The organism is Paracoccus sp. MC1854 (assembly GCF_014164635.1).
Taxonomy (GTDB): Bacteria; Pseudomonadota; Alphaproteobacteria; order Rhodobacterales; family Rhodobacteraceae; genus Paracoccus.
In genome coordinates, this window is record NZ_JACJFU010000008.1 from 1 (window position 1) to 25,122 (window position 25,122).

Sequence of the window (25,122 nt, forward strand, 5' to 3'; positions counted from 1 at the left end):
AGGGCCGTCCGGGAATGGGTTGCCGCCCGCAATCAGCTGGCCATAATGTTCGCCGGGCGCTTCGACGCCTGACCGTATCTGAAAACCGCATGGGCCGGATCAGATACACGGAGTTCAGGACACTCCCGGCGGAAACGGCGCCCAGAAGCAGGCTGCGCGACAAGTCCTCCAGTGTTTCGATTGCAATGTCCCTCTTCAGTTCTCCAGAGAAGTAGATCAATCTACTAATATTCGGCCGTCGCTCGAGGATGCTCTGCTCCCCCCTCTCCGCTTCATTCGCTGCGGTGTGCAGCAGGACTGCCACCATCTGTAGACAGACGATCAGTCTGCCGGAAGGTGGAGACCATCAGCTTTCACCGTGGCTGCATAAATGTCGCTGGTGAACGAGTGCTGGAACCCGACCCCGAAATCGAAACCGGGGCTGGACATCGCTGGCGTTGCTCTACCCGGACGATTGCTGCTTAGGGATTTCAATTTCCTCGCACACGGCAACACAAGCCCCGTCCTTGTGAAATAAACGCCAGAGTGTAGCGTTCATGTCGGTTCCTGACGGATCAGGACCGAAATCGCTGGAGATTCGTCTTGTTTTCGCATCCGGCAATGGCTTCCATTGTCGCATTTCTACGCTCATCTCGGACCTGCACAGCCGAAAACACGACATGAGAGCCGACATCTGACGTCAGAACACGACCTGATGACGCTCATAACTGACATCCCTGTCGCTTCGGATCCGTCCGGGAGCTGGCACGGGCTGTATGGGCACTGGAGATGTCCAGCTACATCGGCTGCAAGGGACGGAACTGGGCGGTCTGCAGTCAAGCTCTGGTGCCTGATCCGAGCCGCGTCGCTCGCTAGAACGTCGCGAAGAAGGGCAGCTTCCGCATCTCGGCCTCGTCGTCTTCGTCGTCTTCGCTCTCGTCCTTGGACAAGCTCACTGCTGCGGCTCGGCCATCCGGTTCGCCGGCCTCGCACCGGGGAGACAGCACTCGGTGTTGGATAGAATTGACCTACCTCATCATCCACACGATCTTGCGAACGTCGCCACGGGCGATACGCGCGATACCCAAAAAACGTAGGTAGCGCCGCTTCTGCCAATCATCGAACCAGCAGAACCGGCATCTGGGCCATTTGCAGGATCGCCGTGGTGGTGGAGCCCACCACCAGACTGCGGATGCGCGAGTGCCCGTATGCGCCCATGATCAGGAAGTTCGAGCCCCTGTCCTGCAGATGGGTCAGGATCGCCCGCAGGGGGGTGTAGTCCCGCGGAGCGGAGCGGCGTGAGGCCCTGCGGGTGCAGATCGCGCAACTGCCGCCCCAGCCGCGCACGCTGGCCGCCTGAGGGCCCAACCGGCAGGCATGCGTCCGGATCAGAAGATCCTCCCCGACCTAAAGGCGGGCGAGGATGCAGCCGAAGCTAGTTCGTCGAAGCGCCTGCTACGTTGTAATAGGCGGATTCGAAGTCAGTGAAGGCTTGCAGCGTCTTTTCGTCGACGAAGGGCAGGAGCTGGCTCATCCAGACGCCGCCGATATCATTCTCCCGGTCGATCCAGAAGAAGGTGTTGCGAAGTCCCGCCCAAGCCAAGCTTCCGGCGGGCCGCCCCGTCGGCGCCACCTCTTCGTTGATCATGAAGCTGAGGCCCCATGTCTTTTCGAGCCCCGGGAAGAACTCGGCATCGGCAGAGCGCGATGGATCATAGGTGGTCAGCATGGAGACCCTGTTCTCGCCCATCTGGTTCTGCGCCATCTGTTCGACGGTGTCCGCCTTCAGGATCTGGGTGCCATCCAACGTGCCATCATTCAGGATCATCCTGATGAACTTCATGTAATCGGGCACAGTGCTATACATGCCACCGCCGCCATAGTCCCTGGCGGGATTCTGGTCAGTGACATAGTCCGTGCCGATCAGGCTTCCATCTTCCTGCCGCTCGTGGCTCGTCACCCTCCGGCTCTCCATCTCGGGCGTCAGCGTCCACCCGGTGTCGGCCATGCCCAGGGGACCGGTGATGTGCTCCTTGACGTATTCCTCAAGGGGCTGACCGCTGACCTCTCTGACCAGGAAGCCGATCCAGTCGATCGCTTCGCCATAGGCCCATCCTTCGCCCGGGTCGAAGACGAGCGGACGCAGCCAACTCTCCTCGTTCTCATAGTCCAGAGGCGGCAAGGCACTGGTCGCTTCGGCATAGCGGTGCAGTTTCTCGTTCCAGGTCGTGTAGCCATGTCCTGAAGTATGGGTCATCAGCTGGCGAAGGGTGACCTGCGACTTGGGTTCCCTGAGCACCGGCTTGCCATCAGCGTCGAAGCTGTCCAGGACCATCAGGCGTTCGGCAACCGGAAGCCATTTCGAGATGGGCGAATCGAGATCAAGCTTACCTTGCTCCACCAGTTGCATGGCCGCAGTCGCGGTAATGGCCTTCGTCATGGAGGCGATATTGAAGACCGAGTCTTCTGAGACGGCTTCTTGCCCGCCGATCTCCCTGACCCCAAAGGCGCCGGTATAGATCGCCTCGTCGGCCGTGGTGATCCCGCCTGACGCCATTGGGATGTCGCCCCTTTCGACAGGCGCGGACAATGCTGCATCAAGCCTTTCCTTCAGGGCTGCATCCCCTGCAGCCGCGATATCCTGAGCCATGGCCGACCCGATCATGACCATGCCCATGCACCCCGCAACCGAAATGCGTCTCAGGTTCTGATATGTCACTTGTATTGCTTTCCCAGAGTTGCATAACTGCATTTTTTTAATGGACTGGCAACTTGCACAGTAAATCCCCCTTTCGATTCGCGGCAAGCAATATCAATCTGCAGCCCGGGCGCTTGATCCATCAGCGCCAGGCAGCATAACCTCAATCCACAGAGCGAGAGCCCTCCAGACCAAAATCACGCAGCCTGTTCCAAAACATTCGACGACGGACAATCGCCGCCCGCCGCCATGCTGCAGATGAGCGGTCAACTGGCGCTCAGCCAGGCATTGAACCGCTCGGTCAGTTCGGCTTCATGGTCGACCCAGAAGTCATAGGACGACGCCAGCGCATTCTTCATGTTGTCGGGATTGGTCGGCATGTTCGGGGCCATTTCGGTCTTGCCGTCGTGATACAGGCCCACCAGCCCCGCCGAGGACCTGCGCGCCGGGCCATAGCTGATCCATTGCGCCTGGTCGGCGAGGCGCTGGGTGCCGGTGGCGAACCTGATGAATTCCAGCGCCGCTTCCTTGTTCGGCGCGCCTCGGGGGATGGCGAACAGGTTGTATTCATAAACCTGACCATCCCAGACGATCTCGAAAGGCTTGCCCTCGGTCACGGCGGCGTTGAAGATGCGCCCGTTGTAGGCCGCGGTCATCGCCACCTCGCCATCGGCGAGCAGTTGCGGCGGCTGGGCGCCCGTGTCCCACCAGACCACGTCGCCCTTGATCGTGTCCAGCTTGGAAGGCGCGGTTGATCCCCTCGTCGGTTGACAGCACCTCATAGACCTCGGCCGCCGGCACGCCGTCCCCCATCAGCGCCATTTCCAGCAGCGCCTTGGGCGCGCGCTTCAACCCGCGCTTGCCGGGGAACTTCGCGGTGTCGAAGAAATCCGCAATCGTCTGCGGAGGATTCTCGGGATACCGGGTCCGGTCATAGGCGAAGATCGTCGAGAACACGATCGAGCCGACCGCGCAGTCGTTCAGCCCCTGCGGCAGGAAATCCCCGGTCGCAGGAGTGCCGTCGGGCGCGGGCGGCAGGACGGCCGGGTCGATCTCTTCCAGCAGCCCCTCGTCGCACAGGCGGATCGCGTCGGCATATTCGATGTCGACGACATCGGTGGTGACGTTGTTGGCCTCGACCTGCGCCTTGATGGGGATCGCCGGGTTGTCGCTGTCCACCGAGACGACGACGATGCCGGTCTCTTTGGTGAAGGGCTTGTGATAGGCCTCGACCTGACTGCGGGCATAGGTGCCGCCCCAGGACAGCACGGTGATCTGTTCGGCATGGCCGGTTGCCGCAAGCAGCGCCAGCATTGCTGCAAGCCCGAGAGTGGTTTTCATCAGTCCGATCCCTGTTGGCTGTTGTCTTTCCTCGGCTTGGCGCCAGATTCTCTGGCGGGATGCCCTTTCTGCGGGGGCGTTCTCGGGCCATGCGGCGATGCGGGCAGGACCCGGCACGCCGCATGGGTGTCAGACCGTCTGCCCGGCGCCAGCGAGTGCCGTCTGGGCGGCGGGTGCTGGCTTGCTCGCCCCGACGATCAGATGTTCGGGGCCGTAAGGGAAGCCGGTGATGTTGCGGTTGCCGGTCTCGGTTATGACAAGGATGTCGTGTTCCCGGTAGCCGCCGGCACCCGGCAGCTGGTCGGGAATGGCGATCATCGGCTCCATGCTGACCACCATTCCGGCTTCCAGCACCGTGTCGCAATCCTCGCGCAGCTCCAGCCCGGCCTCACGGCCATAGTAATGGCAAAGGACGCCGAAGCTGTGGCCGTAGCCGAAGCTGCGGTATTGCAGCAGGTCCTCGGCGGCATAAAGCTCGTTCAACTCCCGGGCGATCTCGGCGCAGCTGTTGCCGGGGACCAGAAGCTCCTTGCCCCGGTCATGGACGCGGCAGTTGAAGGCCCACAGCCGCAGATGTTCGTCCGTCGCGGTTTCGGCGAAAAGCGTCCGTTCCAGCGCGACGTAATAGCCCGCCACCATCGGGAAGCAGTTGAGCGACAGGATGTCGCCGCGCTCGATCCGCCGCGAGGTGACGGGGTTGTGGGCGCCGTCGGTGTTGATGCCCGACTGGAACCAGGTCCAGGTATCCATCAGTTCCGCCTGGGGCCAGACGCGGGCGATTTCTCGCACCATCGTGGCGGTCGAATGCAGCGCGACCTCGTGTTCCGGGACGCCGACCTGCGCCGCCTCGAACACGGCCGCACCGCCGAGATCGGCGATCCGGGCCATCTTTTCGATATGGGCGATCTCTTCGGCCGACTTGATCATCCGCAACTGCATGGCGGGCTGGGCGATGTCGACGAACTCGATTCCGGGGAATTCCGACTTGAGCAGATGCAGCAGGTCGATGTTCACATGGTCGAATTCGATCCCCAGCCTGCGGACCCCGGCGGTCAACCGGCGGATGGCGCGGAAGTAGTTGTCCTTCTGCCAGTCCGTATAGGTGAGGTTCCGGCCGCCGAAGGTGCGGCGCCACGGCTGGCCGCCGTCGATTCCCGCGCTGATCGAGGTCATGATGTCATGGTCGACCAGCAGGCCATAGCGGCGGCCGAACTGACAATACAGGAAGTCCGAGTAATAGTTGATGTTGTGATAGCTGGTGAACAGCGCCGCGTCGATCTCGCGCGCCGCCATCGCCTTGCGGATGGCATCCAGGCGCCGCTGCATTTCCCCGGCGGTGAAGGTGGGCTGCGCCGGGGTGCCGTTGCCGGCATAGTTCTGAAGCCGTTCGCGTTCCATCCGCCATGATCCCTCGAAGGTCGCCCCGACAGTCGAACGGAAATCCCGCGCTTGTCAAAAGAGGGTTTCTCATCCGAAGGTGAGAAAATCTCATGCGGCCTGCGAATGGCGACCCCTGCACCGCTCAACGCCCTGCGTGTCTTCGAGGCTGTCGTCCGGCTCGGATCGTTCCGCGCCGCGGCTGACGAGTTGTTCGTCACGCAGAGCGCGATAAGCCACCAGATCAGGTCGCTTGAGGATTGGTTCGGCGGCCCGCTGTTCATCCGGGATGGCAACCGCCTGCGGCCGCTGCCCCATGCCAGGGAGCTCGCGCGCAGTCTTTCGCTGTCATTCGATACAATCTACACGGCCTGCCGTCAGGCAAGAGGCTCCGGAACCCATCGCGCCCTGGTTGTCGCAGCGATCCCGTCCGTGGCCGTGTGCTGGCTGATCCCTCGACTTGGCAGGTTCCGAGACGAGCATCCGGACATCGACATACGCATCGTATATGCACTGCATGGTCAGGGAATCGACTTCGGGGATGTCCACTTCGCCTTCGTCTTCGCCCGCACCGCCCCGACCCCCAGCAGCGCCGGGGTCCACCGCTTTCTGCCCGGAGCCTCCGTTCCCGTTTGCAGTCCCGGACTTGCCGCCAGCATCGCCGGAGGCGACCCGGCCCGCGCAATCCCCCGAATGGACCTGCTGCACGACACCGATCACGCAGGCTGGCAGACATGGTTCGCCCGTGCAGGGCTGCATGACCCGCCAGCCGAGGGCGGCCCGGTCTTCGAGGATTTCAACCTGCTGCGTGCCGCGGCGCTGTCGGGACAAGGCGTGGCCTTGTGCCCCGAAGCCATGATCCGCCCGGACCTGGAAGCGGGACATCTGGTGCGCCTGTCAGGGATAACAGTCCTTGAGGACTACGGCTATTACCTGCTTCAAGGACCCTTGGCTGCCGCCAGTCATTCGCATGCCGACGCATTCCGGACATGGGTGCTCGACGAGCGTGACCGGGATCAGGAAGAGCCGGACCCGACTGCAGCATAGCGGCGGCTCAGTCCGCAATGGCTTGGGGCACGAACGCCCGAAGCCCGCAGGATCCCGACACCCCGCCTCCTTCAGCCCGCCGAGGCCGCGGCCTTCCGCTCCTGCCGTGCCTTGACCGGGTCGATGCCGATGGCGGCCCTCGTGCGTCGCGACACATGGTCGATGGCCACAGTCGCCAGCATCGTCACGATCAGCAACACGACGGCGCGGTCGATGCGGATTTCCTGGATTGCGCGATCGACAAAGAAGCCCAGCGTCGGGATGCCCAGCAAGCCGAGGATCGCGGATTCCCGCACGATGATTTCCCATCTGTAAAGGCAGAGCGCCATGAACGAGCCGTAGATCCGCGGCAGCAGCTCATAGGCGTAAAGCACGATTCCGCGGGGGGCGTCGGGGCGCAGGCTTTCGTTGACATGGGCGGACTGGCGGCCCAGCAGGTGCGCGATGATCGCCCCGTTGTGCAGCCCCAGCGCGATCACCGCAGGCAGCATCGAGGGGCCGAAGACCTGAAGGGCGATATAGGCCAGCATGTATTCGGGCGTTGAACGCGCGATGACCAGAAAGGCATGGCCCAGCGCCGCGCCGAACCGCCCCGAGACCGGGCGGACGATCAGCGGAAAGCCCAGCAGCGCGACGAACCCCGCTGCCACCAGCGCCAGTTGCGCGACGATCATCGTGGCCGCCAGCCCCGGCAGCGCCTGCCCCGCAAGCAGCGTCCAGAGCCAGTCGCCAAGGCGCGCCCATGTCTCGGGATCGCTTGCATCGCCGTTCCGCAGGGGCGCGGGCACGATGTCCTCGGTCAGGAAACGGCCAAGCGCACCGGCGGCCATCGGCGGGCTTGGCATGGCGGCCATGACGCCCACCGCGGCCAGAAAATAGACGGGCACCAGCAGCGGCCGCATCCACAGCCGCATCGTCCCGATCAGCAGGTAATAGACGATGAGAACGGCTGCGACTGCGCCATACATCCCCTGCCGGAAGAACGTGTCGAGCGCGAACCCCAGCGTCGGCAGGCCGATGAAGCCCAGCACCGCGCTGGATCGCAGCCCGCATTCCAGCCGGTAAAGCAGGTAGGCCCGGAACTCGGGCAGGGCCAGCGGCAGGCGGGCATACAAATGGACCGAGATCAGATCGGCGCGCGGCGGCATGGCGGCGGCGGGCCGGGGATCGGCCTCGTCCAGGTATTCGGCAAAGACCTTGGCGAAGATGCCGGCATAAGGGATGGCGATCGCCAGCACCCCCGTCGTGGCGGAAAGGCCCGTGACCTGCATCAGCAGGATCGCCCAGAACAGCTCGTGGATCGCGCGGATCGCGATGCAGAAGTTGCGGACCAGCGCATTCCTGTAGAACGGCGCCAGGACGAAGCCCGCCGATGCGCCCGCCGCGACCCCGCAGATGGCGAAGGCGATGGTCAGGACCGCTGCCCGGCCCAGCGCCTCGACCGACGAGAAGTCGGGTGACAGAAGCCCCGCCCACATCCGTCGCAACTCGGCCCACGGGTCGTGCCCGCCCAGGCGGAAGTCTGCGAAAGGCAGCAGGAACAGCGCCAGCGCGACAAAGGCAAGCGCCGTGCCCACCCGCCCGAGGCGCAAGTGCCGGCCTTCAGGCCCGATAGAGGTCATGGATATCCCCGTCCGAAACCTCGCCCGCGTCCCGGTCGAAGAAGATGCGGCCGTTGCGGATGCCGACAAGCCGCGTGGCGATGCGCCGCGCCAGCGCCACGTCATGCAGCGCCAGCAGCATCGTTCCGAAGCGGCGGCCGAGCTCCTCGACCAGCGCCACGGCCTGCCGCTCGTCCACCGCCGACACAGGCTCGTCGCCGATCAGCACGCGGCCGCCACGGAAGATCGCGCGGGCCAGCGCCGTCCGCTGCTTCTGCCCGCCCGACAGGCTTTCGACCCTCTTGCAGCCAAGGCCCTCCAGCCCGACGGTCGCCAGCACGGGGGCGACGGCCCGGCGCTCGGCGTGGAAGGGCCAGACCAGGTTGGCAAGGTTGTAGGCCGCGCCATGCGCGTCCAGCCGGCCCATGTAGACGTTGTGAAAAACGGAAAGCTGCGGGACCAGCCCATGTTCCTGCGGGACCAGCGCGATGTCCGGGAAGGTCCCGGCCAGCCGGGCGTAGGCTGCGTTCAGCAGCGTGCTCTTGCCCGTGCCGCTGCGGCCGAGCAGCACCACGCGTTCCCGCGGACGCAGCGTGAAGTCCACGCCCGAAAGGACCGTGTGGCGCCCGTAGGACAGCGTCTCGCCCCGGAAGGCCAGCATGGGTCGGTCAGTCAAGGATGCCCAGCGCCCGTCCCGTTTCCTCGATCGGCGCATAGTCGTCGTTCGTGGCCTCGATGAAGCCCTCGCGCGGGAACGAAGCGAGAAGCGCGGGGTCGTCCATGCCGATCAGCGCCTGCTTCACCTTCTCGGTGAAGCCCTCGCCGAAGCGTTCGTCGACATCTCCCCGGATGGTCCAGTTGTAATCGGGATAGGGCGGCGTCTTCCAGACGACGCGGGTGGTCGCGACCTCGGGCGCACCTTCGGCCACCGCCGTGTCATAGACGGTATAGTTCAGCGCCCCGACCTGATAGGCGCCGGTCGAGACGAGCCGCAGCGTCTGCCCGTGATCGCCCGAAAAGCCGACCTGCGAGAAGAACTCGTCCGGCGCCTTGCCGGTCTCGTCGCGGATATGGAACTCGGGCATCAGCCGCCCCGAGGTCGAGGTCTGGGCGCCGAAGGTGAAGCTCATCCCCTCGGCTGCCAGCGGGAAGTCCCCGGAAGGCTCAAGGCCGGTGCTTTCATGGGCGATGAAATAGGACACGAAGGCCCCGTCCTCGGTTCCCTGCGCCAGCGCCTGCGAGCCGGGGACGGCCAGCCGCGCCTGCACGCCCGACAGCCCGCCGAACCAGGCAAGCTGGATCTGGTCGTTGCGGAAGGCCGTGACCGAGGCTGCGTAGCTTTTCACCGGCACATACTGCACCTGGACGCCGAGCTGCTCGGACAGGTAGTCGGCGACATTGCCGAAGCGTTCCATCAGGCGGGTCTCGTCGTCGTCGGGAATGGCCGAGAAATAGAGCGTGGGGGTCTGGGCGCTTGCCGCGATGCCGCCGAGCACAAGGCCGATGGCTGCGACCGCGCCGCCGATCAGGCGATGCATGTCGTTTCTCCGTGATGAGGGTGGGCCTGCGCCTGAACGGCGCGGACAGCCGGTCGGCCATCCGCAGGTTCGACCATCATACGCCACCGAAGGCGTGAGCGCCGACGGCGCATCGAGGGTCTATTCCAGAAGCTCGGAGGAAGGGTAATCGCGGGCGCCGGTGCTGGCAAGGCGATCGGCCGCCGGATGGCGCCGCGTCCGAACGGCTTTCCGAAGCCTTCACCGCCGAGCCGATCCGCCGGCAAAAGCGGGTGACGCATCGGGGATCGGCCAGGGATCTTGCGCGCGGGCCGCGGCGCGGATAGCCAGCAGGCAAGAATGAAAAAACAAAGCAAGAACGCCGTGGCCCGTTCAAGCAGGATCGGCTGGTTCCGCTTCAGGGCGGCGACGGGCACGGTCTACCTGATGCAGCCGGACAATGATCCCACGCTTTTCAAGCTGGGCTTCACCAGCCGGCGCACGCTTGAACGCCGGCGTGAATTGCAGCGGCCGGGCGACGGCAAGCTCAGGATCGTCTGTTCGGTGACCATGCCGCACGCCTATGTGCTGGAACAGCGGCTGCTGCGCCGGATGCGGCGCGGCTGGCGCTTCTTCCGCCGCCGCAGTTCGCCCCGCGGCACCGAATGGTTCCATCTTCGGCGCGGCGAGAAGATTTCCGACATCCAGGCGGTGATGGAACAAGAGGCGCGGCGCGTCCGGCTTGCGGCCGCTGTCCGCTTTTCCTGGCCACTGCGTGGAAAGATCATTCTTTTCGAGGCAAGCCGCATCCGGGTGGCCCGGATTCTCAGGCCGGCCTTCTGGCGTGCATGACCGCAGCGTGAGGATTTGAAGGCGGCGTCTTTGCCGCAATCGTGGCTCGAACACCGCCGGGATCATAGGGGAACGAGTATCTCCTGTCGCGGCCGGAGTCACCGCTGCCAGGTCGAGGCGGCGATCAGGTCACGGGAATAGGTCTCGCGCGGGTCGCCGGCGCGCAGGGTGGCGGCGTCCATGATCTCGACGATGCGGCCCGCCTGCATCACCGCCAGCCGGTCGCACATATGAGCCACCACGGCCAGATCGTGGCTGACCATCACGTAGGTCAGGCGATGCTCGGCCCGCAGGTCCTTCAGCAGGTTCAGGATCTCGGCCTGCACGCTGACGTCCAGCGCGCTGGTGGGTTCGTCCAGCAGCAGCAGGCGCGGCTCGGCGGCCAGGGCGCGGGCGATGGCGACGCGCTGGCGCTGCCCGCCCGACAACTGGTGCGGATAGCGGAAGCGGAAGCCGCGGCCCAAGCCCACGTCCTCAAGCAGACGAGTGATGCGCTGGTCCACGTCGCCGAGGCCCTGCAGCGCCAGCGTTTCCGACAGCACCCGGTCCACCGAATGGCGCGGGTGCAGGCTGGCATAGGGGTCCTGAAACACCATCTGCACGGTCTTCTTGAAGGCTTGGTCGCGGCGCATCCCCGACACCGGCTTGCCGTCCACCGCGATGCGGCCCGACCAGCCGGGGATCAGCCCGGCCACGGCCCGCAGGATCGTCGATTTCCCCGATCCGCTTTCGCCCACGAGGCCGAAGCTTTCCCCCGCCGCCACGGCGAAGCTCGCCCCCCGAACCGCCAGCGTGCGGTCATGGGCAGGTCCGAACCACACGTCGAGATCCTGCACCTCAAGCATCGGGGTCATCGCAGGCCCCCCGGCTGCGCGTCCAGCATGGATGCGTCCAGCGCCTCGGTCCGCCATTCCTCCTGCCGTTCCAGCACGGCCAGCCGGTCCACCGGCGCATCCAGCCGGGGCAGGCTGTTCAGCAGCCCGCGGGTATAGGGGTGACGGGCGGCGTGCAGATCGCGGGCGGGAAGTTCCTCGACCACGCGACCGGCATACATGATGAGAACGCGGTCGCAGAACTGCGCGACAAGATTCAGATCGTGGCTGATGAAGATCAGGCTCATGCCGCGGTCCCGCACCAGCGCGTCCATGATGTTCAGGACCTCGGCCCGGACGGACACGTCCAGCGCGCTGGTGGGCTCGTCTGCAATCAGGATCTCGGGGTCAGGGGCCAGCATCATGGCGATCATGATGCGCTGGCCCATGCCGCCCGAGACCTCGTGCGGGTAGAGGTCGAAGACCCGCTCGGGGTCGCGGATCCGGACGGCGGCCAGCATCTCCAGCGCCTTGGCGCGGGCTGCCGTGCGTCCGCCGCCGGCATGCAGGCGGTAAGCCTCCATGATCTGGGGGCCGACGCGCATGACGGGGTTCAGGCTGAACTTGGGGTCCTGCATGACCATGCTGATCCGCCCGCCGCGGATGGCGCGCATCCGCCGTTCGGAGAGGTTCAGGATCGGCTGGCCGTCAAGCTCCATCCGTTCGGCGGTGACGCGCCCCGGCGGGCGCACCAGCCCGAGGATCGCGCGGCCGGTCATCGACTTGCCCGAGCCGCTTTCGCCGACGACGCCCAGCCGCTCGCGACCGAGGTCGAAGCTGACGCCGCGCACCGCCTGGAACTCGCTCTGACGAGTGGGGAAACTCACGCGCAAGTCGCGGATGGACAGAAGCGGCGCACTCATTGCTTGGCGCTCTTGGGATCGAGCACGTCGCGCAGACCGTCGCCCAGCAGGTTGAAGGCGAGGCTGACGATGAAGATCGCCATGCCCGGCATCGCCGCGACCCACCAGTGGTCGAGGATATAGGTCCGCCCGTCCGAGATCATCGCGCCCCATTCCGGCAGCGGCGGCTGTGCGCCCAGGCCGAGGAAGCCGAGGCCCGCCGCCGACAGGATGATCCCCGCCATGTCCAGCGCCACCCGCACGATCAGCGAACTCACGCACATCGGCCAGATGTGCCCGATCAGCAGCCGCCCCGGTCCCGCGCCCTGCAGCCGCGCCGCCGCGATATAGTCGGCGTTGCGGACGGCCAGCGTCTCGGCCCGCGCGAGCCGCGCATAGGGCGGCCAGCCGGTGATCGCCAGCGCCAGCACCGCGTTGACGATGCCCGGCCCCAGCGCCGCGACCAGCGCGAGCGCGAGGATCAGCTTGGGGAAGGCTAGGAAGATGTCGGTGATCCGCATCAGCACCTGATCCACCCAGCCCCCGGCAAAGCCCGCGACCGTCCCGATCAGCAGCCCGAGGATGGGCGAGATCAGCGCCACCGTTCCCACGATGAACAGCGTCACCCGGCTGCCCCAGATGATCCGCGACAGGATGTCGCGGCCCAGCGCGTCAGTCCCAAGCCAGTGCGCAGCCGAGGGTGGCTGAAGCCGGTCGCCTAGGTTCTGCGCCACCGGATCGTAGGGCGAGAGCCATGGCGCGAAGATCGCCATCAGCACCAGCGCGATCAGGATGACCAGCCCCAGCATCGCCAGCCGGTTGGCGCGGAACGTGAGCCAGCCTTGGTAGAACGCTCCCAACCGGGCCTGTCTTCGGGTGGAGGGCGCGTCGGACAGCAGCCAGTCGCGGGTAGAAAGGTCGCTCATGCCGCCCTCGGGTCAAGGAAGCGATACAGCAGGTCGGACAGCACGTTCAGCCCGATGAAGCAGACACCGACGACGATGGTGCCGCCGAGGACCGCATTCATGTCGCCCGCGAGCAGGGTCTTGGTGATGTAGCTGCCGATGCCGGGCCAACTGAAGATGATCTCGGTCAGCACAGACCCTTCCAGCAGCGACCCGAAGGACAGCGCGATCACCGTGACCAGCGGCACGGCGATGTTGCGGAAGGCGTGGCCCCAGATCACGCGGCGCTCGGACAGGCCCTTCACCCGCGCGGTGGTGATGTATTCGGCCGACAACTGTTCCAGCATGAAGCTGCGCGTCATGCGGCTGATATAGGCGAGGCTGAAATAGCCCAGCAGGCTGGCTGGAAGGATGATGTGGCTGAAGGCGTCGCGGAAGGCGTCCCAGTCGCGGGCGATCAGCGTGTCGATCAGCAGAAGCCGCGTCACCTCGGGGACCATGCCGTCATAGATGATGCCCTGCCGTCCCGGCCCTCCGACCCAGCCGAGGATGCCGTAGAAGACCAGCAGTCCCATCAGTCCCAGCCAGAAGATCGGCATCGAATAGCCGACCAGCGCCAGCACGCGGGCGATCTGGTCCACCCAGCCGCCGCGCCGCGCCGCCGCGATAACGCCCAAGGGAACGCCCACCAGCACGCCGATCAGCGTGCCCAGCGCCGCGAGTTCCAGCGTGGCGGGGAACACTCGCCGCAGGTCCTGCGCGACAGGGTGGCCGGTGGAAATCGAGCGGCCGAAATCGCCCCGCAGCACGTCGCCGATATAGCCCACGAACTGCACGACCAGCGGCTGGTCCAGCCCCATGGCCTGACGGGCGGCTTCGTATTGCTCGGGCGTGGCGCGCTCGCCCACGACCTTCAGCACGGGGTCGATGGGCATGACCCGGCCGATGATGAAGGTCACCAGCAGCAGGCCCAACAGCGTCAGCGCAAGGGACAGAAGGATGCCGCCCAGCGTCCGCGCCCGGCGACCGAAGGCCGCAAGCCTGGGCTGGCCGGGCGCGGATGCGGGGGGCAGCGGCTGCCCCCCGTTTTGCGTGGCGTTGGTCAACGGCTCATTCGCCCTTGCCGACCTGGTGATACATGACCGAGGTCACGGCGCCGCCTGCCGACCAGTCCTTGACGCTGTCGCGCATGGCGGTCTGCTCGACGCGCTGGAACAGCGGCAGGATCGGCGCGGTGGTGCGGTATTCGGCCTGGATATCCAGATACATCTGCTTGCGCTTCTCGCTGTCGCCTTCCAGCGTGGCGGCCTTGACCATCTCCTGCATCTCGGCGGGCACGGCATAGCTGTTGCGCCACGCCAGCGTCGAGCCCTTGCCCTCGTTGTCGGGATTCCAGGCGAAGGTGCCGGCGTTGGTCTGCGGGTCGGAATAGTCAGGCCCCCATTCGCCGATGAAGATCGGCACCTCGCGGGCGCGATAGGCGTCCAGCACCTGCGCGCCGGTCATCTGCTCGATGTTCAGCACCAGCCCGGCCTGCGCCATCGAGGCCTGGATGGTCTGCGCCACGTCCAGATATTCGCGCAGATCGCGGACCTTGGTGGTGATGGTGGCGCCGGACAGCCCGGCCTCGTCCACGATCTTCTTCGCGGCCTCAATGTCATAGGCCCACGAATTCTCGTCCGTGGCGCCAAGGTAGCCCTCGGGGATGAAGTTCTGGTGGATCTTCCACTGCCCCTTGAGGAAGCTGTTCGCCATGCCCTCGAAGTCGATCAGGTGGCGCATCGCCTGCTGCAGCTCGGCGCGGGCGACGACCGGGTCGCGCTGGCTCATCCCCATGTAGAGGATGCGGCCGCGCGGCTCGTCCTTGATGGCGATGCCGTCCTTGCCGGTGACGCCCTGCACGTCGCTGGGCGTCAGGTTGCGGGCCACGTCGATGTCGCCCGCCTCAAGCTGCAGGCGCTGGGCGCTGGATTCCTGGACGTTGCGGACGATCACCCGCTTCATCTTCGGCGCGCCGCCGAAATAATCGTCGAAGGCGACCAGTTGCACGACCTCGTTCGGGCGCCAGGTCGCCAGCGAATAGGCCCCCGACCCCGCCGAGTTCGTGGACAGCCAGGTGTTGCCGAGGTCGTCGCCCTCGACATGCTGCATGACCGTTTCCTTGTCGATCACGCTGGCGACGCTGGCGGTCAGGCAGTTCAGCACGAAGGACACGGCATAGGGCTGGTCCATGGTGATGGAGACGGTGTTGCCCTCGGCCCTGATCATCTCCTCGACGTTGTCGGCGGTCAGGCCGAACTGGTTGAGGATGAAGGCGGGCGACTTGTCCAGCTTGACCGCCCGCTGCAGCGACCAGGCGGCGTCCTCGGCCCGGACGGGATTGCCGGACTGGAAGGTGACGCCTTCCTTCATCGTCAGGGTGATGGTCCTGCCGTCCTCGCTGACCTGCCAGCTTTCGGCGAGGCTGGGCTGGAAGCCCGCCTCAAGGTTCAGCGGGTCGAAGTCCACCAGCCGGCTGTAGAGGTTCTGGGTGACGTCGTTGCCCGAGAACTCGAAGCTCTGCGCGGGGTCGAGGCTGATGATGTCGTCGATGGTCGCGGCGACCACCAGCATGTCGGCAGGCGTTTCGGCCCATGCCGCGAGGGGCGCCACGGCAAGGGCGGATGCAAGCAGGATCGCGCGGGGGGAAAGGCGGGTCATTCAAGTCTCCCTGTTTGTCCCCGTCGTTCAGCGGGGTTGGCCACTTTTTTTCTGCGCTGTTCCTTGGCGCGGGGCAAGAAGATGCTGGAAGCCCCGGCGATCTGCCCGTTCCATCCGGCAGAGTAACGGAATCGCGGGGCTGCGGATTCCAGAAAGCCGCGCGGCGGGTCGCCCCCCGCGCGGCTTTCGGCGTCGCAATGCGCTGACCTCGCCGGGGCCGGCGGCATCCTACAGCATCGACGGCAGCACCAGATCCGGCGGCCGGTGGCCGTCGGCGAAGGTCTTGATGTTGATGATGACCTTCTCGCCCATCTCGTTGCGCCCCTCGACGGTGGCGGAACCCATGTGCGGCAGCATCACCACGTTCGGGGACTCGCGCAGGCGCGGGTTGATCTCGTGCCCGTGCTCGAAGACATCGAGGCCCGCGCCCGCAAGCTCTCCGGCGCGCAGCATCCGGGTCAGGGCGTTCTCGTCGATGACCTCGCCGCGCGAGGTGTTCACGATCACGGCCGTGGGCTTCATCAGCTTCAGCCGCCGGGCGTTCAGCAGGTGGAAGGTCGAGGGCGTATGCGGCGCGTTGATCGACAGGATGTCCACGCGGGCAAGCAACTGGTCGAGGCTTTCCCACCAGGTCGCGTGCAGATCGGCCTCGACCTCGGGGCGCAGGCGGCGGCGGTTGTGGTAATGGACCTGCATGCCGAAGACATTGGCCCGCCGCGCCACCGCCTGACCGATCCGGCCCATCCCCAGGATGCCCAGCCGCTTGCCGCCGATGCGGCCGCCCAGGTGCGAGGTGGGCGCCCAGCCTTCCCAGCGGCCGGCCTGCATCTCGGCCAGCCCTTCCGGGATGCGGCGGGTCACGGCCAGCATCAGGGCGATCGCCATGTCGGCGGTGTCCTCGGTCGCGACGCCGGGAGTGTTCGAGACCTGGATGCCGCGCTGCCGGGCGCTTTCCACGTCGATGTGATCGACGCCCGCGCCATAGTTGGCGATAAGTTTCAGCCGCTCGCCCGCCTGCCCCAGAAGTCGGGCGTCGATCTGGTCGGTGACGGTGGGGACCAGCACGTCGCTGTCCCTCATCGCCTGCACCAGCTCATCGCGGGTCATGCGGACATCGACCTCGCGCAGCGAGACGTCGAACAGTTCAGACAGCCGCGATTCGACGGGCTGCGGCAAGCGGCGGGTCACTGTGACCTTCAACCGATCACGCGGGGGTGCGGTGCCAGCCATATGACCTCTCTTCCAATGCCGCTTTACGTTTGGCAAACTTACCGAGAGGCGGGGCAGGCACAAGGCCCCAGGGCCCATGGCGGCCGACAGGCAGAAACGCCGCGACAAGCGCGGCCGGCAAGGACGACGACATGAGCAAGCGATCCGTGGCCCGAACGGTGGCGGAGGTGTGCGCGGCCGCCTTGCGCCGCCCCCTGCTTCTGGTTGCGGTCGTGGCATTCACGATGCCGGGGCAGGCGCCGGCGCAGACGGCCGACGGGACGGCCGAGGCCGAGGCGCCGGCGCTGCAGATCGATCCGGGCGAGGTTTCCGCGGATTCGCTGATCAGCCGCCATCAGGATCAGCCGCGCGACCCGAACCGGGGGCCGGTCACGAACCTGCCCGTGCCCCGCTATGTCAGCCTGAAGGGGGGCGAGGGGAACGCCCGGCGCGGACCGTCGCTGTCGCATCGCATCGACTGGGTGTTCCGCCATCCGGGAATGCCCCTGCGGGTGGTGGCCGAGTTCGGCCACTGGCGCCGGGTCGAGGACCAGGACGGCGCAGGGGGCTGGGTGCATTACTCGCTGCTGTCCGGGGTCAGGACCGCCATCGTTACCACCGACATGGCCGAACTGCGCAGCCGCGCCGACGCCAACGCCACCGTGCTGGCCCGCGCCGAGGCGGGCGCCATCGTTCGTCTGCACGAATGCAATCGCGACTGGTGCCGCGTCTCGGGCGGAGGCGAGAAGGGCTGGGTGCCCAAACCCGCGCTGTGGGGCGTGGACCCCGACGAGATCCGCGAGTGACGGCGCAGGCAGCCGCCCCGGCGGAACCGGGGCGGCTGCGCTGGTCCGTCAGGTGCAGCGGTAATAGGTCAGCGTGGTCTCGCCTTCGGTCATCCGCATCACGCCGGGGCGCAGCGACAGTTCCAACTGGCGGTTGGAAGCCCCGGTGCAGCCCAGCGCGACCGAGGTCGAGGACGCCCGCGCCTCGGACCGGGTGGCGATGCATTCGGCAGTGGGGAAGTTGAAACGGTAGCCCTCGATCGTCAGGCGGCCCTGGCTGGCGGGGTCGCCGCATTGCGAGGCGACGAGGTTCCAGCTTCCATTCAGCGAGTTGGACCCCTGGGTCGCCGAACTGACGGTGTCGATGGCCGGGCCGACCGCGGGAGCATCGACGATCACGACCGGCTCGGCGCCGGGAACGGATACGGTGGTGGTGGTCGGGGTGGGCTGGCAGGCCGACAGCGACATGGCCGCGGCAAGCGCCAAGGCGGGCTTGAGGTAGGTCATTTTCCGGTTACTCCCACTTGATCAACGATCGGCGTCGGGCCGCGTCATCGCCCAACGTTTCGTGACCGGGTTTTTGTTCCGCATGGCTGGATTAGAAGCGCCTTGTTCTCACGCTTGTTCCGCGTGCAGCCTGATCTGGCGCATGAGCGGAGCCAGAGCAGGGCCTCGGGACTGAACAACCTCACAAACTATCACAACTTCGTGATACCGCCGCAGATGCTGCAATCAGGCCGCCGGTGAACGGCGATGGTCCGCGTCTCGCCCCACAATCCGTCGAAGATCAGCATCCGTCCGCGCAGGCTGCTGCCTTGGCCGCTGTCGGCCATCCCGCTCAGGTGCTTGATCGCCTCAAGCGCCATGAGGCTGCCGATCACCCCCGGCAGGGCGCCGACGACCCCGGCCTCGGCGCAGGACAGGGCCAGGCCGGGCGCAGGCGGCTCGGGGAACAGGCAGAACAGGCAGGGCGCGCCTCGGGCGGGATCGTAAAGCGTGACCTGCCCTTCCCATTGGGCGATGGAGCCTGCGACCAGCGGCACCCCCGCCGCGACGCAGGCCGCGTTGATGGCCCGGCGCGAGGCGAAGCTGTCGGTGCCGTCCAGCACCAGGTCGTGGGCTGCGACCAGTTCAGCATCCTCTGCCGTCACCCGGCGGGCAAGGGGGGTGACGCCGACATGGGGGTTCAGCCGGACCAGCGCCTCGGCCGCCGCCTCGACCTTGGGGCGGCCTACGTCAGCGCTCGCGAAGATCACCTGCCGCTGCAGGTTCGACAGCCCCACGCTGTCATCATCCGCGACCGTGATCCGCCCCACCCCCGCAGCGGCGAGATACATCAGCACCGGCGAGCCGAGCGCGCCCGCACCGACCACCAGCACGCGCGACGCCCGCAGCCGCCGCTGCCCCGCCCCGCCGAGTTCCCGCAGGACGATATGGCGGGCGTAACGGTCAAGCTCGGCGTCACCCAGGGGCTGGGTCGGGTCGGCGGGGATCGCCCGGGCAGCAGCGTCGGACTCCGGGATATTTGACGCCAGGAGACCGCTGGCGAGCGGCTCGGCCGGCGCTTGTCCCCGGCGACCGGGCAGAGCGATCCCCGCGCCCGGACCGGCCCTGCCCCGCGCCCTGGCTCTGAGCCGGCCGATCAGCGCCGCATAACCCGCGCCCAGAGCGGCAAGCCCGGTGGCCGGAACCCAAAGGTCCGAGGGCAGAAGCGCCTGCCCCGCCGCATGGCGCTGCCAGAGGCCGGCGACTCCGGCCAGCCAGATCGCGCCCAGCACGGCGGCCAGCACCCCGGCCCCGAAGCGCCAGGCGATGGCGAGGCCGGCAAGGATCAGCAGCAGCGTCCACATCGTTTCAGACCCCCGTCGAGCCGAAGCCGCCCCTGCGGTCGCTGTCGCGGGTGAACTCGGCCACCTCGACCAGCATCGGCCGCACCACGGGCACGAACAGCATCTGCGCGATGCGCTCACCGGGCTGGATGAGGATGGGCTCGGTCCCCGGAGGGTTGCGGTTCCAGGCGCTGATGAAGATCTGCTCGGTGTAATCCGCGTCGATCAGCCCGACGGCATTGCCCATCACCAGCCCCCTGCGATGCCCCAGCCCCGACCGCGGCAGGATCAGCGCCGCCAGGTGCGGATCGGCCATGTGCAGCGCGATCCCCGAGGGCACCAGTTCCGCCGGGGCCTGCGGATGCAGTATCAGCGGCGCGTCAAGGCAGGCGTGAAGGTCCAGCGCCGCCGCCATCGGCGTCTGATAGCTGGGCATTCCCCAGTCGCGCAGGCGCGGGTCCAGCAGCTTCAATTCGACGGCGGGCGACAGGGGGTGCATGGGTGGGCCTTCATCCTTTGGCGCAGGCTTACGCTATCCCCCGCGCAAGGTCACGGCCCGGGCGCGCGGGCCTCACGGGCTCGCGCCTTGCCCATGGGCGGCCGGGGCCGTAGAAACCGGCCACTCCCGAGCAAGCCGCAAGAGGCCCCGATGTCCGCAGCCCGTCCCGTCGTCCTCTGCATCCTCGATGGCTGGGGGATCGCGGACCGCCCCGAGTTCAGCGCCCCCGACCAGGCGACGACGCCGAACATGGACCGGCTGCGGCGGGAATGCCCGAACTCGACCCTGATCACCTATGGCCCGGACGTGGGGCTGCCGCGTGGACAGATGGGGAACTCGGAGGTCGGGCACACCAATATCGGCGCAGGGCGCGTGGTAGCGATGGACCTGGGCCAGATCGACCTTGCCATCGAGGACGGCAGCTTCTTCGAGAACCCCGGCATCCGCGGCTTCGTGGACCGGATGAAGGCCGCGGGCGGGACCGCACATCTGATGGGCGTCATCTCGGACGGCGGCGTCCACGGCCATATCGCCCATGTGGTCGCGGCCTGCCGGGCGGTGGCGCATCAGGGCGTGCCGGTCGTGCTGCACGCGATCACCGACGGCCGCGACGTGCCGCCCCAGTCGGCGCTGGGCTTCATCACTGAGCTTGCGGGCAACCTGCCCGACCATGTCACCATCGGCACCGTCACCGGCCGCTATTACGCCATGGACCGCGACAACCGCTGGGACCGGGTGGCCCGCGCCTATGACGCCATCGTGCGCGGACAGGGCATGCACGCCGCAGATGCGCCCACCGCCGTGTCCGACGCCTATGCCCGCGGCGAGACCGACGAGTTCGTCGCGCCCACGGTCCTGCCCGGCTATACGGGCGCCCGGGACGGCGACGGCTTCTTCTGCCTCAACTTCCGTGCCGACCGCGCGCGCGAGATCATGGCCGCCATCGGCCAGCCCGATTTCGCCGAGTTCGACGTGATCGGCCGCCCGCTGTGGACGGGCGTGCTGGGGATGGTCGATTACTCGATCCGCCACGACGCCTACATGTCCGCCGCATACCCCAAGCGGCAGGTCGCCAACACGCTGGGCGCCTGGGTCGCGGCCCACGGATTGCGTCAGTTCCGGCTGGCCGAGACCGAGAAATACCCCCATGTCACCTTCTTCCTGAACGGCGGAAAGGAAGCGCCCGAACCGGGCGAGGACCGCCACATGCCCGCCAGCCCCAAGGTTGCCACCTACGACCTCGCCCCTGAAATGGCGGCGGGCGAAGTGTCCGAGCGGCTGGTGCAGGCCATCAGCGAAGGCTATGACCTGATCGTGGTCAACTTCGCCAACCCCGACATGGTGGGTCATACCGGCAGCCTGTCCGCCGCCATCCGCGCCTGCGAGGCGGTGGACCGGGGCATCGGCATGATGCTGGATGCGCTGGACCGCGCGGGCGGGGCGGCGGTCATCATCTCCGACCACGGCAACTGCGAGATGATGGTGGACCCCGCGACCGGAGGACCCCACACGGCCCATACGACGAACCCGGTGCCGGTGATCGTCTATCGCGGACCTGCGGGCGCCTCGCTGCGGACGGGCGGGCGGCTTGCCGATGTCGCGCCGACGGTGCTGGACCTGATGGGGCTCGACAAGCCGGCCGAGATGACCGGGCAGAGCCTGATCCTTCGGCCATGACCCGCGCCCCTGCCCTTCTGCGGACAACGGCGCTGGCCCTGGGCGCGCTGCTGGCAGCCGGCGCGGGACTAGCGCAGACGGTCGCATCGGAAGGCGGCCGCGGCGCCGTCACCATCGCGACCGGTGATCCTGCGACCATCGGTGCCGACGAAACCCCGGCCGAGGCGACCGCGCGCGAGGCCGCCGCCGCCGCCGGGTCCCTGCGCGATGCCATCGGGCGGCTGGACGAGGCGCTGACCGCCGACGACCAGGTGATGGCGCTGTCCGAGGTGATCCGCGCCTATGAGCAGGGCCAGGCCGCCCTGCGCGACAGCCTGCGCCGCGCCGCGCTGCGCGAAGCCGAGGTGCGGGCCGAGTTCGAGGCCCAGCGCGACCAGTTGTCCCGCGTCCTGGGCGTGATGACGGCGATGCAGCAATCGCCCGAAACCCTGATGCTGCTGCACCCGGCGGGCGCGGCCAGCACCGCGCAATCCGGCATGATCCTGTCCGCCGTCGCCCCCGCCCTGCAGGCCGAGGCCGACCGGCTCAAGGCCGGGCTGGACGAAATCGCTACTGTGCGCCGGATCGAGCAATCCGCCGCCGACATGCTGGCGCAGGGCCTTGGCCATGTGCAGGAGGCGCGGCGGTTGCTGGCCTCGGCGGTCACCGACCGCTCCTCCATGCCCACACGCTTTGGCGAGGACCCGGCCGAACTGACAGCGCTGCTGGCTTCGGCCGACACGTTGGAAGGGTTCGCGGATGGGATCGTGGCGATGGAAAAGGACATCGGCGCGCCGATGGCCGATTTCGAGGCCGCGCAGGGCAGCCTGCCCCTGCCGGCGGTGGGCGCGATCCTGCGCGGCCCTGACGAGCCCGATGCCGACGGCCTCCGCCGGCCCGGCCTGACCATCGGCACCGCTCCTGCGGCGCTGGTCGCCTCGCCCTGGCCCGCGACGATCCGCTATCGCGGCCCGCTGCTGAATTACGGCAACGTGATGATCGTGGAGCCCGCCGGCGGCTACCTTCTGATCGTCGCGGGCCTATCTGAAGTGTTCGGAGAAACCGGAGACGTCCTGCTGGCAGGCGAGCCGATGGGACTGATGGGCGACCAGGAAGGCTCGGCGGCGGAATTCGGCGCCGCCTTCGTGGAAGCCGCGACTGTCGGCAGCACCCCGCCTGCGATGCAGCCGCTGTATGTGGAACTGCGCCAGGGCAAGGAAACGCTGGACCCGACCGAGTGGTTCGTGATGAATCCGGTCATAACCCCCGCGACCGGCAGCGATGCCGCCAGCGACAACGGCGACACGGCGGGCGGTGATGCCCCCCAGCAGGTCAGGACGACGGAATGAAGAACTATCTGATGGCGGGCATCGGCGGCACGCTGGCGGGCATCCTCGTGACCACGCAACTGGCCGGCCCGCTGATCGCCCAGGAAACCGAACGCAACACCTCGGTCTACGAACAACTGGACCTGTTCGGCAATGTCTTCGAGCGGGTGCGGCAGGATTACGTCCAGGACGTCGATTCGAAGAAGCTGATCGAGGCCGCGATCAACGGGATGCTGACCTCGCTTGACCCGCATTCGTCCTTCCTGTCCGCCAACGACTACGAGGACATGCAGACCCAGACCCGCGGCAGTTTCGGGGGCCTCGGAATCGAGGTCGGGCAGGAGGACGGACTGGTCAAGGTGATCTCGCCCATGGACGACACCCCCGCCGCCAATGCAGGGATCAAGCCCGGCGACTTCATCACCCATGTGAACGGCGAATCGCTGATGGGCCTGACGCTGGACGAATCAGTCGAGAAGATGCGCGGTCCCATCGGTTCGGAAGTCACGGTCACCATCCTGCGCGAAGGTGAGACCGAGCCTTTCGACGTGACCATGACGCGCGAAACGATCCGCCTGACCGTTGTCCGCACCCGCAACGAGGGCGATGCCGTGGTGCTGCGCGTCGCCACCTTCAACGACGAGACCTATGACACGCTGCAGACCGAACTGGCGAAGGCCGTCGAGGAAGCGGGCGGCATCGACGAGGTCACGGGCTTCGTGCTGGACCTGCGCAACAACCCCGGCGGGCTTCTGGAACAGGCGGTGATGGTCAGCGACGCCTTTCTCGACAAGGGCGAGATCGTGTCCACCCGCGGCCGCAAGCCCGAGGAAAGCGGCCGCTGGAACGCCGAAGCTGGCGATCTGGCGCAGGGCAAGCCGATGGTGGTGCTGATCAACGGCGGCTCGGCCTCGGCGTCGGAAATCGTGACCGGCGCGCTGCAGGACCACCGCCGTGCCATCGTCGTGGGCACCAAGAGCTTCGGCAAGGGCTCGGTCCAGACCGTCATGCCGGTGACCTCGGACAGCGCCATCCGGCTGACGACGGCGCTGTATTACACGCCCTCGGGCCGTTCGATCCAGGCCTTGGGCATCAACCCCGACATCATCGTGGAACAGCCCCCCGCCCGCCCGGCGGAGGGTGAGGAGGACGCCCCGCGCAGCGCCTCGAACTTCGGCACCTCGGAACGCGACCTGCGGGGCGCGCTGAACAACGACTCGATCAGCGACGAGGAACGCCGACAGATCGAGGAAGAGGCTGCTCAGGTGGAGGCCACCGCCAAGCTGCGCGACGAGGATTACCAGCTTGCCTATGCGGTCGACATTCTCAAGGGACTGGCTGCGGTCGATTTCTCGGCCCGGCAGGTGGCGGATGCGGCCAAGCCCGCCGTGACCGGCGAGGACCCCACCAGCGAGGACGCGCGCGAGAGCGAAACGAACGCCGCCCCCACGGGCACCTCGGCCCCGGCGGCCCGCGCCCCGGTCGGCCGCCCCGCCGACCGTCCCAGCCAGGATTGAGCGTGCCGATGAACGAGACGACCAAGGCCCGGGCCATCAAGCCCGAGGACAGTGGCCCCGGTGGCCTGCCCTATCGCCCCTGCGCCGGGGTGGTGCTGATCAACGACGAGGGCAAGGTCTTCGCCGGCCACCGCATCGACAACCCTTCCGACGCCTGGCAGATGCCCCAAGGCGGCATCGACGAGGGCGAGGACCCCCGCGCCGCCGCCCTGCGCGAATTGCGTGAGGAAACCGGCATTCCGGCCGAGTTGTGCGAGATCCTGGCCGAGTCGCCCGACTGGGTGCGCTATGACCTGCCGCCGGAACTTGTCGGCAGGATCTGGAAGGGCCGCTATGGCGGACAGCGGCAGAAATGGTATCTGGTCCGCTTCAAGGGCCGTGACGACCAGATCGACATCGCCACCGACCATCCCGAGTTCGACGAATGGCGCTGGATGACCCCGCGCGAGGTGGCCGAGAAGATCGTCCCCTTCAAGCGCGAGGTTTACGACCGCGTCTTTGCAGATTTCGCCGACCGGTTGAGCAAGTCGTAAGCCGCAGATCGTCTTCGGCTGCCGCAGAGAGGACATGGAAGATCCCGTCATCCCCT

At 67.1% G+C, this 25,122-nt stretch carries 22 protein-coding genes and 1 pseudogene; 7 read left to right on the forward strand and 16 right to left on the reverse strand.

Going from position 1 to position 25,122, the window contains the following annotated elements:
• Positions 1-1,095: 1,095 nt before the first annotated feature.
• The 4 genes and pseudogenes from H5395_RS08555 to H5395_RS08570 form a co-directional block, all read right to left on the reverse strand.
• Entirely contained in the window at positions 1,096-1,347 is a 252-nt protein-coding gene (locus H5395_RS08555; protein ID WP_255440572.1) for a universal stress protein, read from the reverse strand.
• Between the two features lie 67 nt (positions 1,348-1,414).
• Positions 1,415-2,650, reverse strand: coding sequence for a serine hydrolase (locus H5395_RS08560; protein ID WP_182792162.1), 1,236 nt, complete (start codon positions 2,648-2,650; stop codon positions 1,415-1,417).
• Between the two features lie 293 nt (positions 2,651-2,943).
• Positions 2,944-4,018 (reverse strand): annotated as a pseudogene (locus tag H5395_RS08565) (ABC transporter substrate-binding protein).
• Between the two features lie 129 nt (positions 4,019-4,147).
• Entirely contained in the window at positions 4,148-5,416 is a 1,269-nt protein-coding gene (locus H5395_RS08570) for an aminopeptidase P family protein (RefSeq protein WP_182792163.1), read from the reverse strand.
• A 105-nt stretch (positions 5,417-5,521) separates the two neighbouring features.
• Here H5395_RS08570 and H5395_RS08575 point away from each other — a divergent pair, with 105 nt between their 5' ends.
• Positions 5,522-6,442: a LysR family transcriptional regulator gene (locus tag H5395_RS08575; RefSeq protein ID WP_182792164.1), complete on the forward strand. Its 921-nt coding sequence runs from the start codon at positions 5,522-5,524 to the stop codon at positions 6,440-6,442.
• Positions 6,443-6,513: 71 nt separating this feature from the next.
• On the opposite strand, the gene H5395_RS08580 is transcribed toward H5395_RS08575, so the two are convergent.
• Genes H5395_RS08580 through H5395_RS08590 form a run of 3 tightly spaced genes read right to left on the reverse strand, consistent with a single transcriptional unit; the run spans position 6,514 to position 9,581 of the window.
• Entirely contained in the window at positions 6,514-8,064 is a 1,551-nt protein-coding gene (locus H5395_RS08580) for an ABC transporter permease (protein ID WP_255440574.1), read from the reverse strand.
• Positions 8,045-8,704, reverse strand: a complete 660-nt coding sequence (locus H5395_RS08585; RefSeq protein WP_182792165.1) for an ATP-binding cassette domain-containing protein — start codon at positions 8,702-8,704, stop codon at positions 8,045-8,047. The genes H5395_RS08580 and H5395_RS08585 overlap by 20 nt, the downstream gene beginning before the upstream one ends.
• 7 nt (positions 8,705-8,711) lie before the next feature.
• Complete coding sequence (locus H5395_RS08590) at positions 8,712-9,581, reverse strand: putative selenate ABC transporter substrate-binding protein (RefSeq protein WP_182792166.1); 870 nt, start codon at positions 9,579-9,581, stop codon at positions 8,712-8,714.
• Between the two features lie 342 nt (positions 9,582-9,923).
• Here H5395_RS08590 and H5395_RS08595 point away from each other — a divergent pair, with 342 nt between their 5' ends.
• The gene (locus H5395_RS08595; RefSeq protein ID WP_182792167.1) at positions 9,924-10,391 is read left to right on the forward strand and encodes a GIY-YIG nuclease family protein; all 468 of its coding nucleotides are present in this window, start codon (positions 9,924-9,926) and stop codon (positions 10,389-10,391) included.
• A 98-nt stretch (positions 10,392-10,489) separates the two neighbouring features.
• On the opposite strand, the gene H5395_RS08600 is transcribed toward H5395_RS08595, so the two are convergent.
• The 6 genes from H5395_RS08600 to H5395_RS08625 form a co-directional block, all read right to left on the reverse strand.
• The gene (locus H5395_RS08600) at positions 10,490-11,245 is read right to left on the reverse strand and encodes an ABC transporter ATP-binding protein (protein WP_182792168.1); all 756 of its coding nucleotides are present in this window, start codon (positions 11,243-11,245) and stop codon (positions 10,490-10,492) included.
• Positions 11,242-12,126, reverse strand: a complete 885-nt coding sequence (locus H5395_RS08605; protein ID WP_182792169.1) for an ABC transporter ATP-binding protein — start codon at positions 12,124-12,126, stop codon at positions 11,242-11,244. Before H5395_RS08605 ends, H5395_RS08600 begins: the two co-directional genes overlap by 4 nt.
• Entirely contained in the window at positions 12,123-13,031 is a 909-nt protein-coding gene (gene nikC, locus H5395_RS08610) for a nickel transporter permease (protein WP_182792170.1), read from the reverse strand. Before nikC ends, H5395_RS08605 begins: the two co-directional genes overlap by 4 nt.
• Positions 13,028-14,020, reverse strand: coding sequence for an ABC transporter permease (locus H5395_RS08615; RefSeq protein ID WP_182792286.1), 993 nt, complete (start codon positions 14,018-14,020; stop codon positions 13,028-13,030). The genes nikC and H5395_RS08615 overlap by 4 nt, the downstream gene beginning before the upstream one ends.
• Before the next feature lie 100 nt (positions 14,021-14,120).
• Positions 14,121-15,710: an ABC transporter substrate-binding protein gene (locus H5395_RS08620; RefSeq protein ID WP_234450799.1), complete on the reverse strand. Its 1,590-nt coding sequence runs from the start codon at positions 15,708-15,710 to the stop codon at positions 14,121-14,123.
• Positions 15,711-15,938: 228 nt separating this feature from the next.
• Positions 15,939-16,940 (reverse strand): D-glycerate dehydrogenase, encoded by a 1,002-nt coding sequence (locus tag H5395_RS08625; RefSeq protein WP_182792171.1) that lies wholly within the window; start codon positions 16,938-16,940, stop codon positions 15,939-15,941.
• 131 nt (positions 16,941-17,071) lie between these two features.
• On the opposite strand from H5395_RS08625, the gene H5395_RS08630 reads away from it, so the two are divergent.
• The gene (locus tag H5395_RS08630; protein WP_234450798.1) at positions 17,072-17,725 is read left to right on the forward strand and encodes an SH3 domain-containing protein; all 654 of its coding nucleotides are present in this window, start codon (positions 17,072-17,074) and stop codon (positions 17,723-17,725) included.
• A 48-nt stretch (positions 17,726-17,773) separates the two neighbouring features.
• Here the strand turns inward: H5395_RS08630 and H5395_RS08635 are convergent, their stop codons facing one another.
• The 3 genes from H5395_RS08635 to dut all read right to left on the reverse strand — a co-directional run bounded on the left by H5395_RS08635 (position 17,774) and on the right by dut (position 20,032).
• Positions 17,774-18,211 carry a hypothetical protein gene (locus H5395_RS08635; protein ID WP_182792172.1) on the reverse strand — a complete coding sequence of 146 codons (438 nt, stop codon included), beginning with the start codon at positions 18,209-18,211 and terminating at the stop codon, positions 17,774-17,776.
• Between the two features lie 191 nt (positions 18,212-18,402).
• Positions 18,403-19,554, reverse strand: a complete 1,152-nt coding sequence (locus tag H5395_RS08640; protein ID WP_182792173.1) for a HesA/MoeB/ThiF family protein — start codon at positions 19,552-19,554, stop codon at positions 18,403-18,405.
• 4 nt (positions 19,555-19,558) lie between these two features.
• The gene (dut, locus tag H5395_RS08645) at positions 19,559-20,032 is read right to left on the reverse strand and encodes a dUTP diphosphatase (RefSeq protein WP_182792174.1); all 474 of its coding nucleotides are present in this window, start codon (positions 20,030-20,032) and stop codon (positions 19,559-19,561) included.
• A gap of 150 nt (positions 20,033-20,182) precedes the next feature.
• Between dut and gpmI the strand changes: the two genes are divergently transcribed.
• Genes gpmI through H5395_RS08665 form a run of 4 tightly spaced genes read left to right on the forward strand, consistent with a single transcriptional unit; the run spans position 20,183 to position 25,066 of the window.
• Entirely contained in the window at positions 20,183-21,709 is a 1,527-nt protein-coding gene (gene gpmI / locus H5395_RS08650; RefSeq protein WP_182792175.1) for a 2,3-bisphosphoglycerate-independent phosphoglycerate mutase, read from the forward strand.
• Positions 21,706-23,037 carry a murein hydrolase activator EnvC gene (locus H5395_RS08655; RefSeq protein WP_234450797.1) on the forward strand — a complete coding sequence of 444 codons (1,332 nt, stop codon included), beginning with the start codon at positions 21,706-21,708 and terminating at the stop codon, positions 23,035-23,037. Before gpmI ends, H5395_RS08655 begins: the two co-directional genes overlap by 4 nt.
• Complete coding sequence (locus tag H5395_RS08660) at positions 23,034-24,533, forward strand: S41 family peptidase (RefSeq protein ID WP_182792176.1); 1,500 nt, start codon at positions 23,034-23,036, stop codon at positions 24,531-24,533. The genes H5395_RS08655 and H5395_RS08660 overlap by 4 nt, the downstream gene beginning before the upstream one ends.
• 8 nt (positions 24,534-24,541) lie before the next feature.
• The gene (locus H5395_RS08665) at positions 24,542-25,066 is read left to right on the forward strand and encodes an RNA pyrophosphohydrolase (RefSeq protein WP_182792177.1); all 525 of its coding nucleotides are present in this window, start codon (positions 24,542-24,544) and stop codon (positions 25,064-25,066) included.
• The last annotated feature ends 56 nt before the right edge of the window (positions 25,067-25,122 follow it).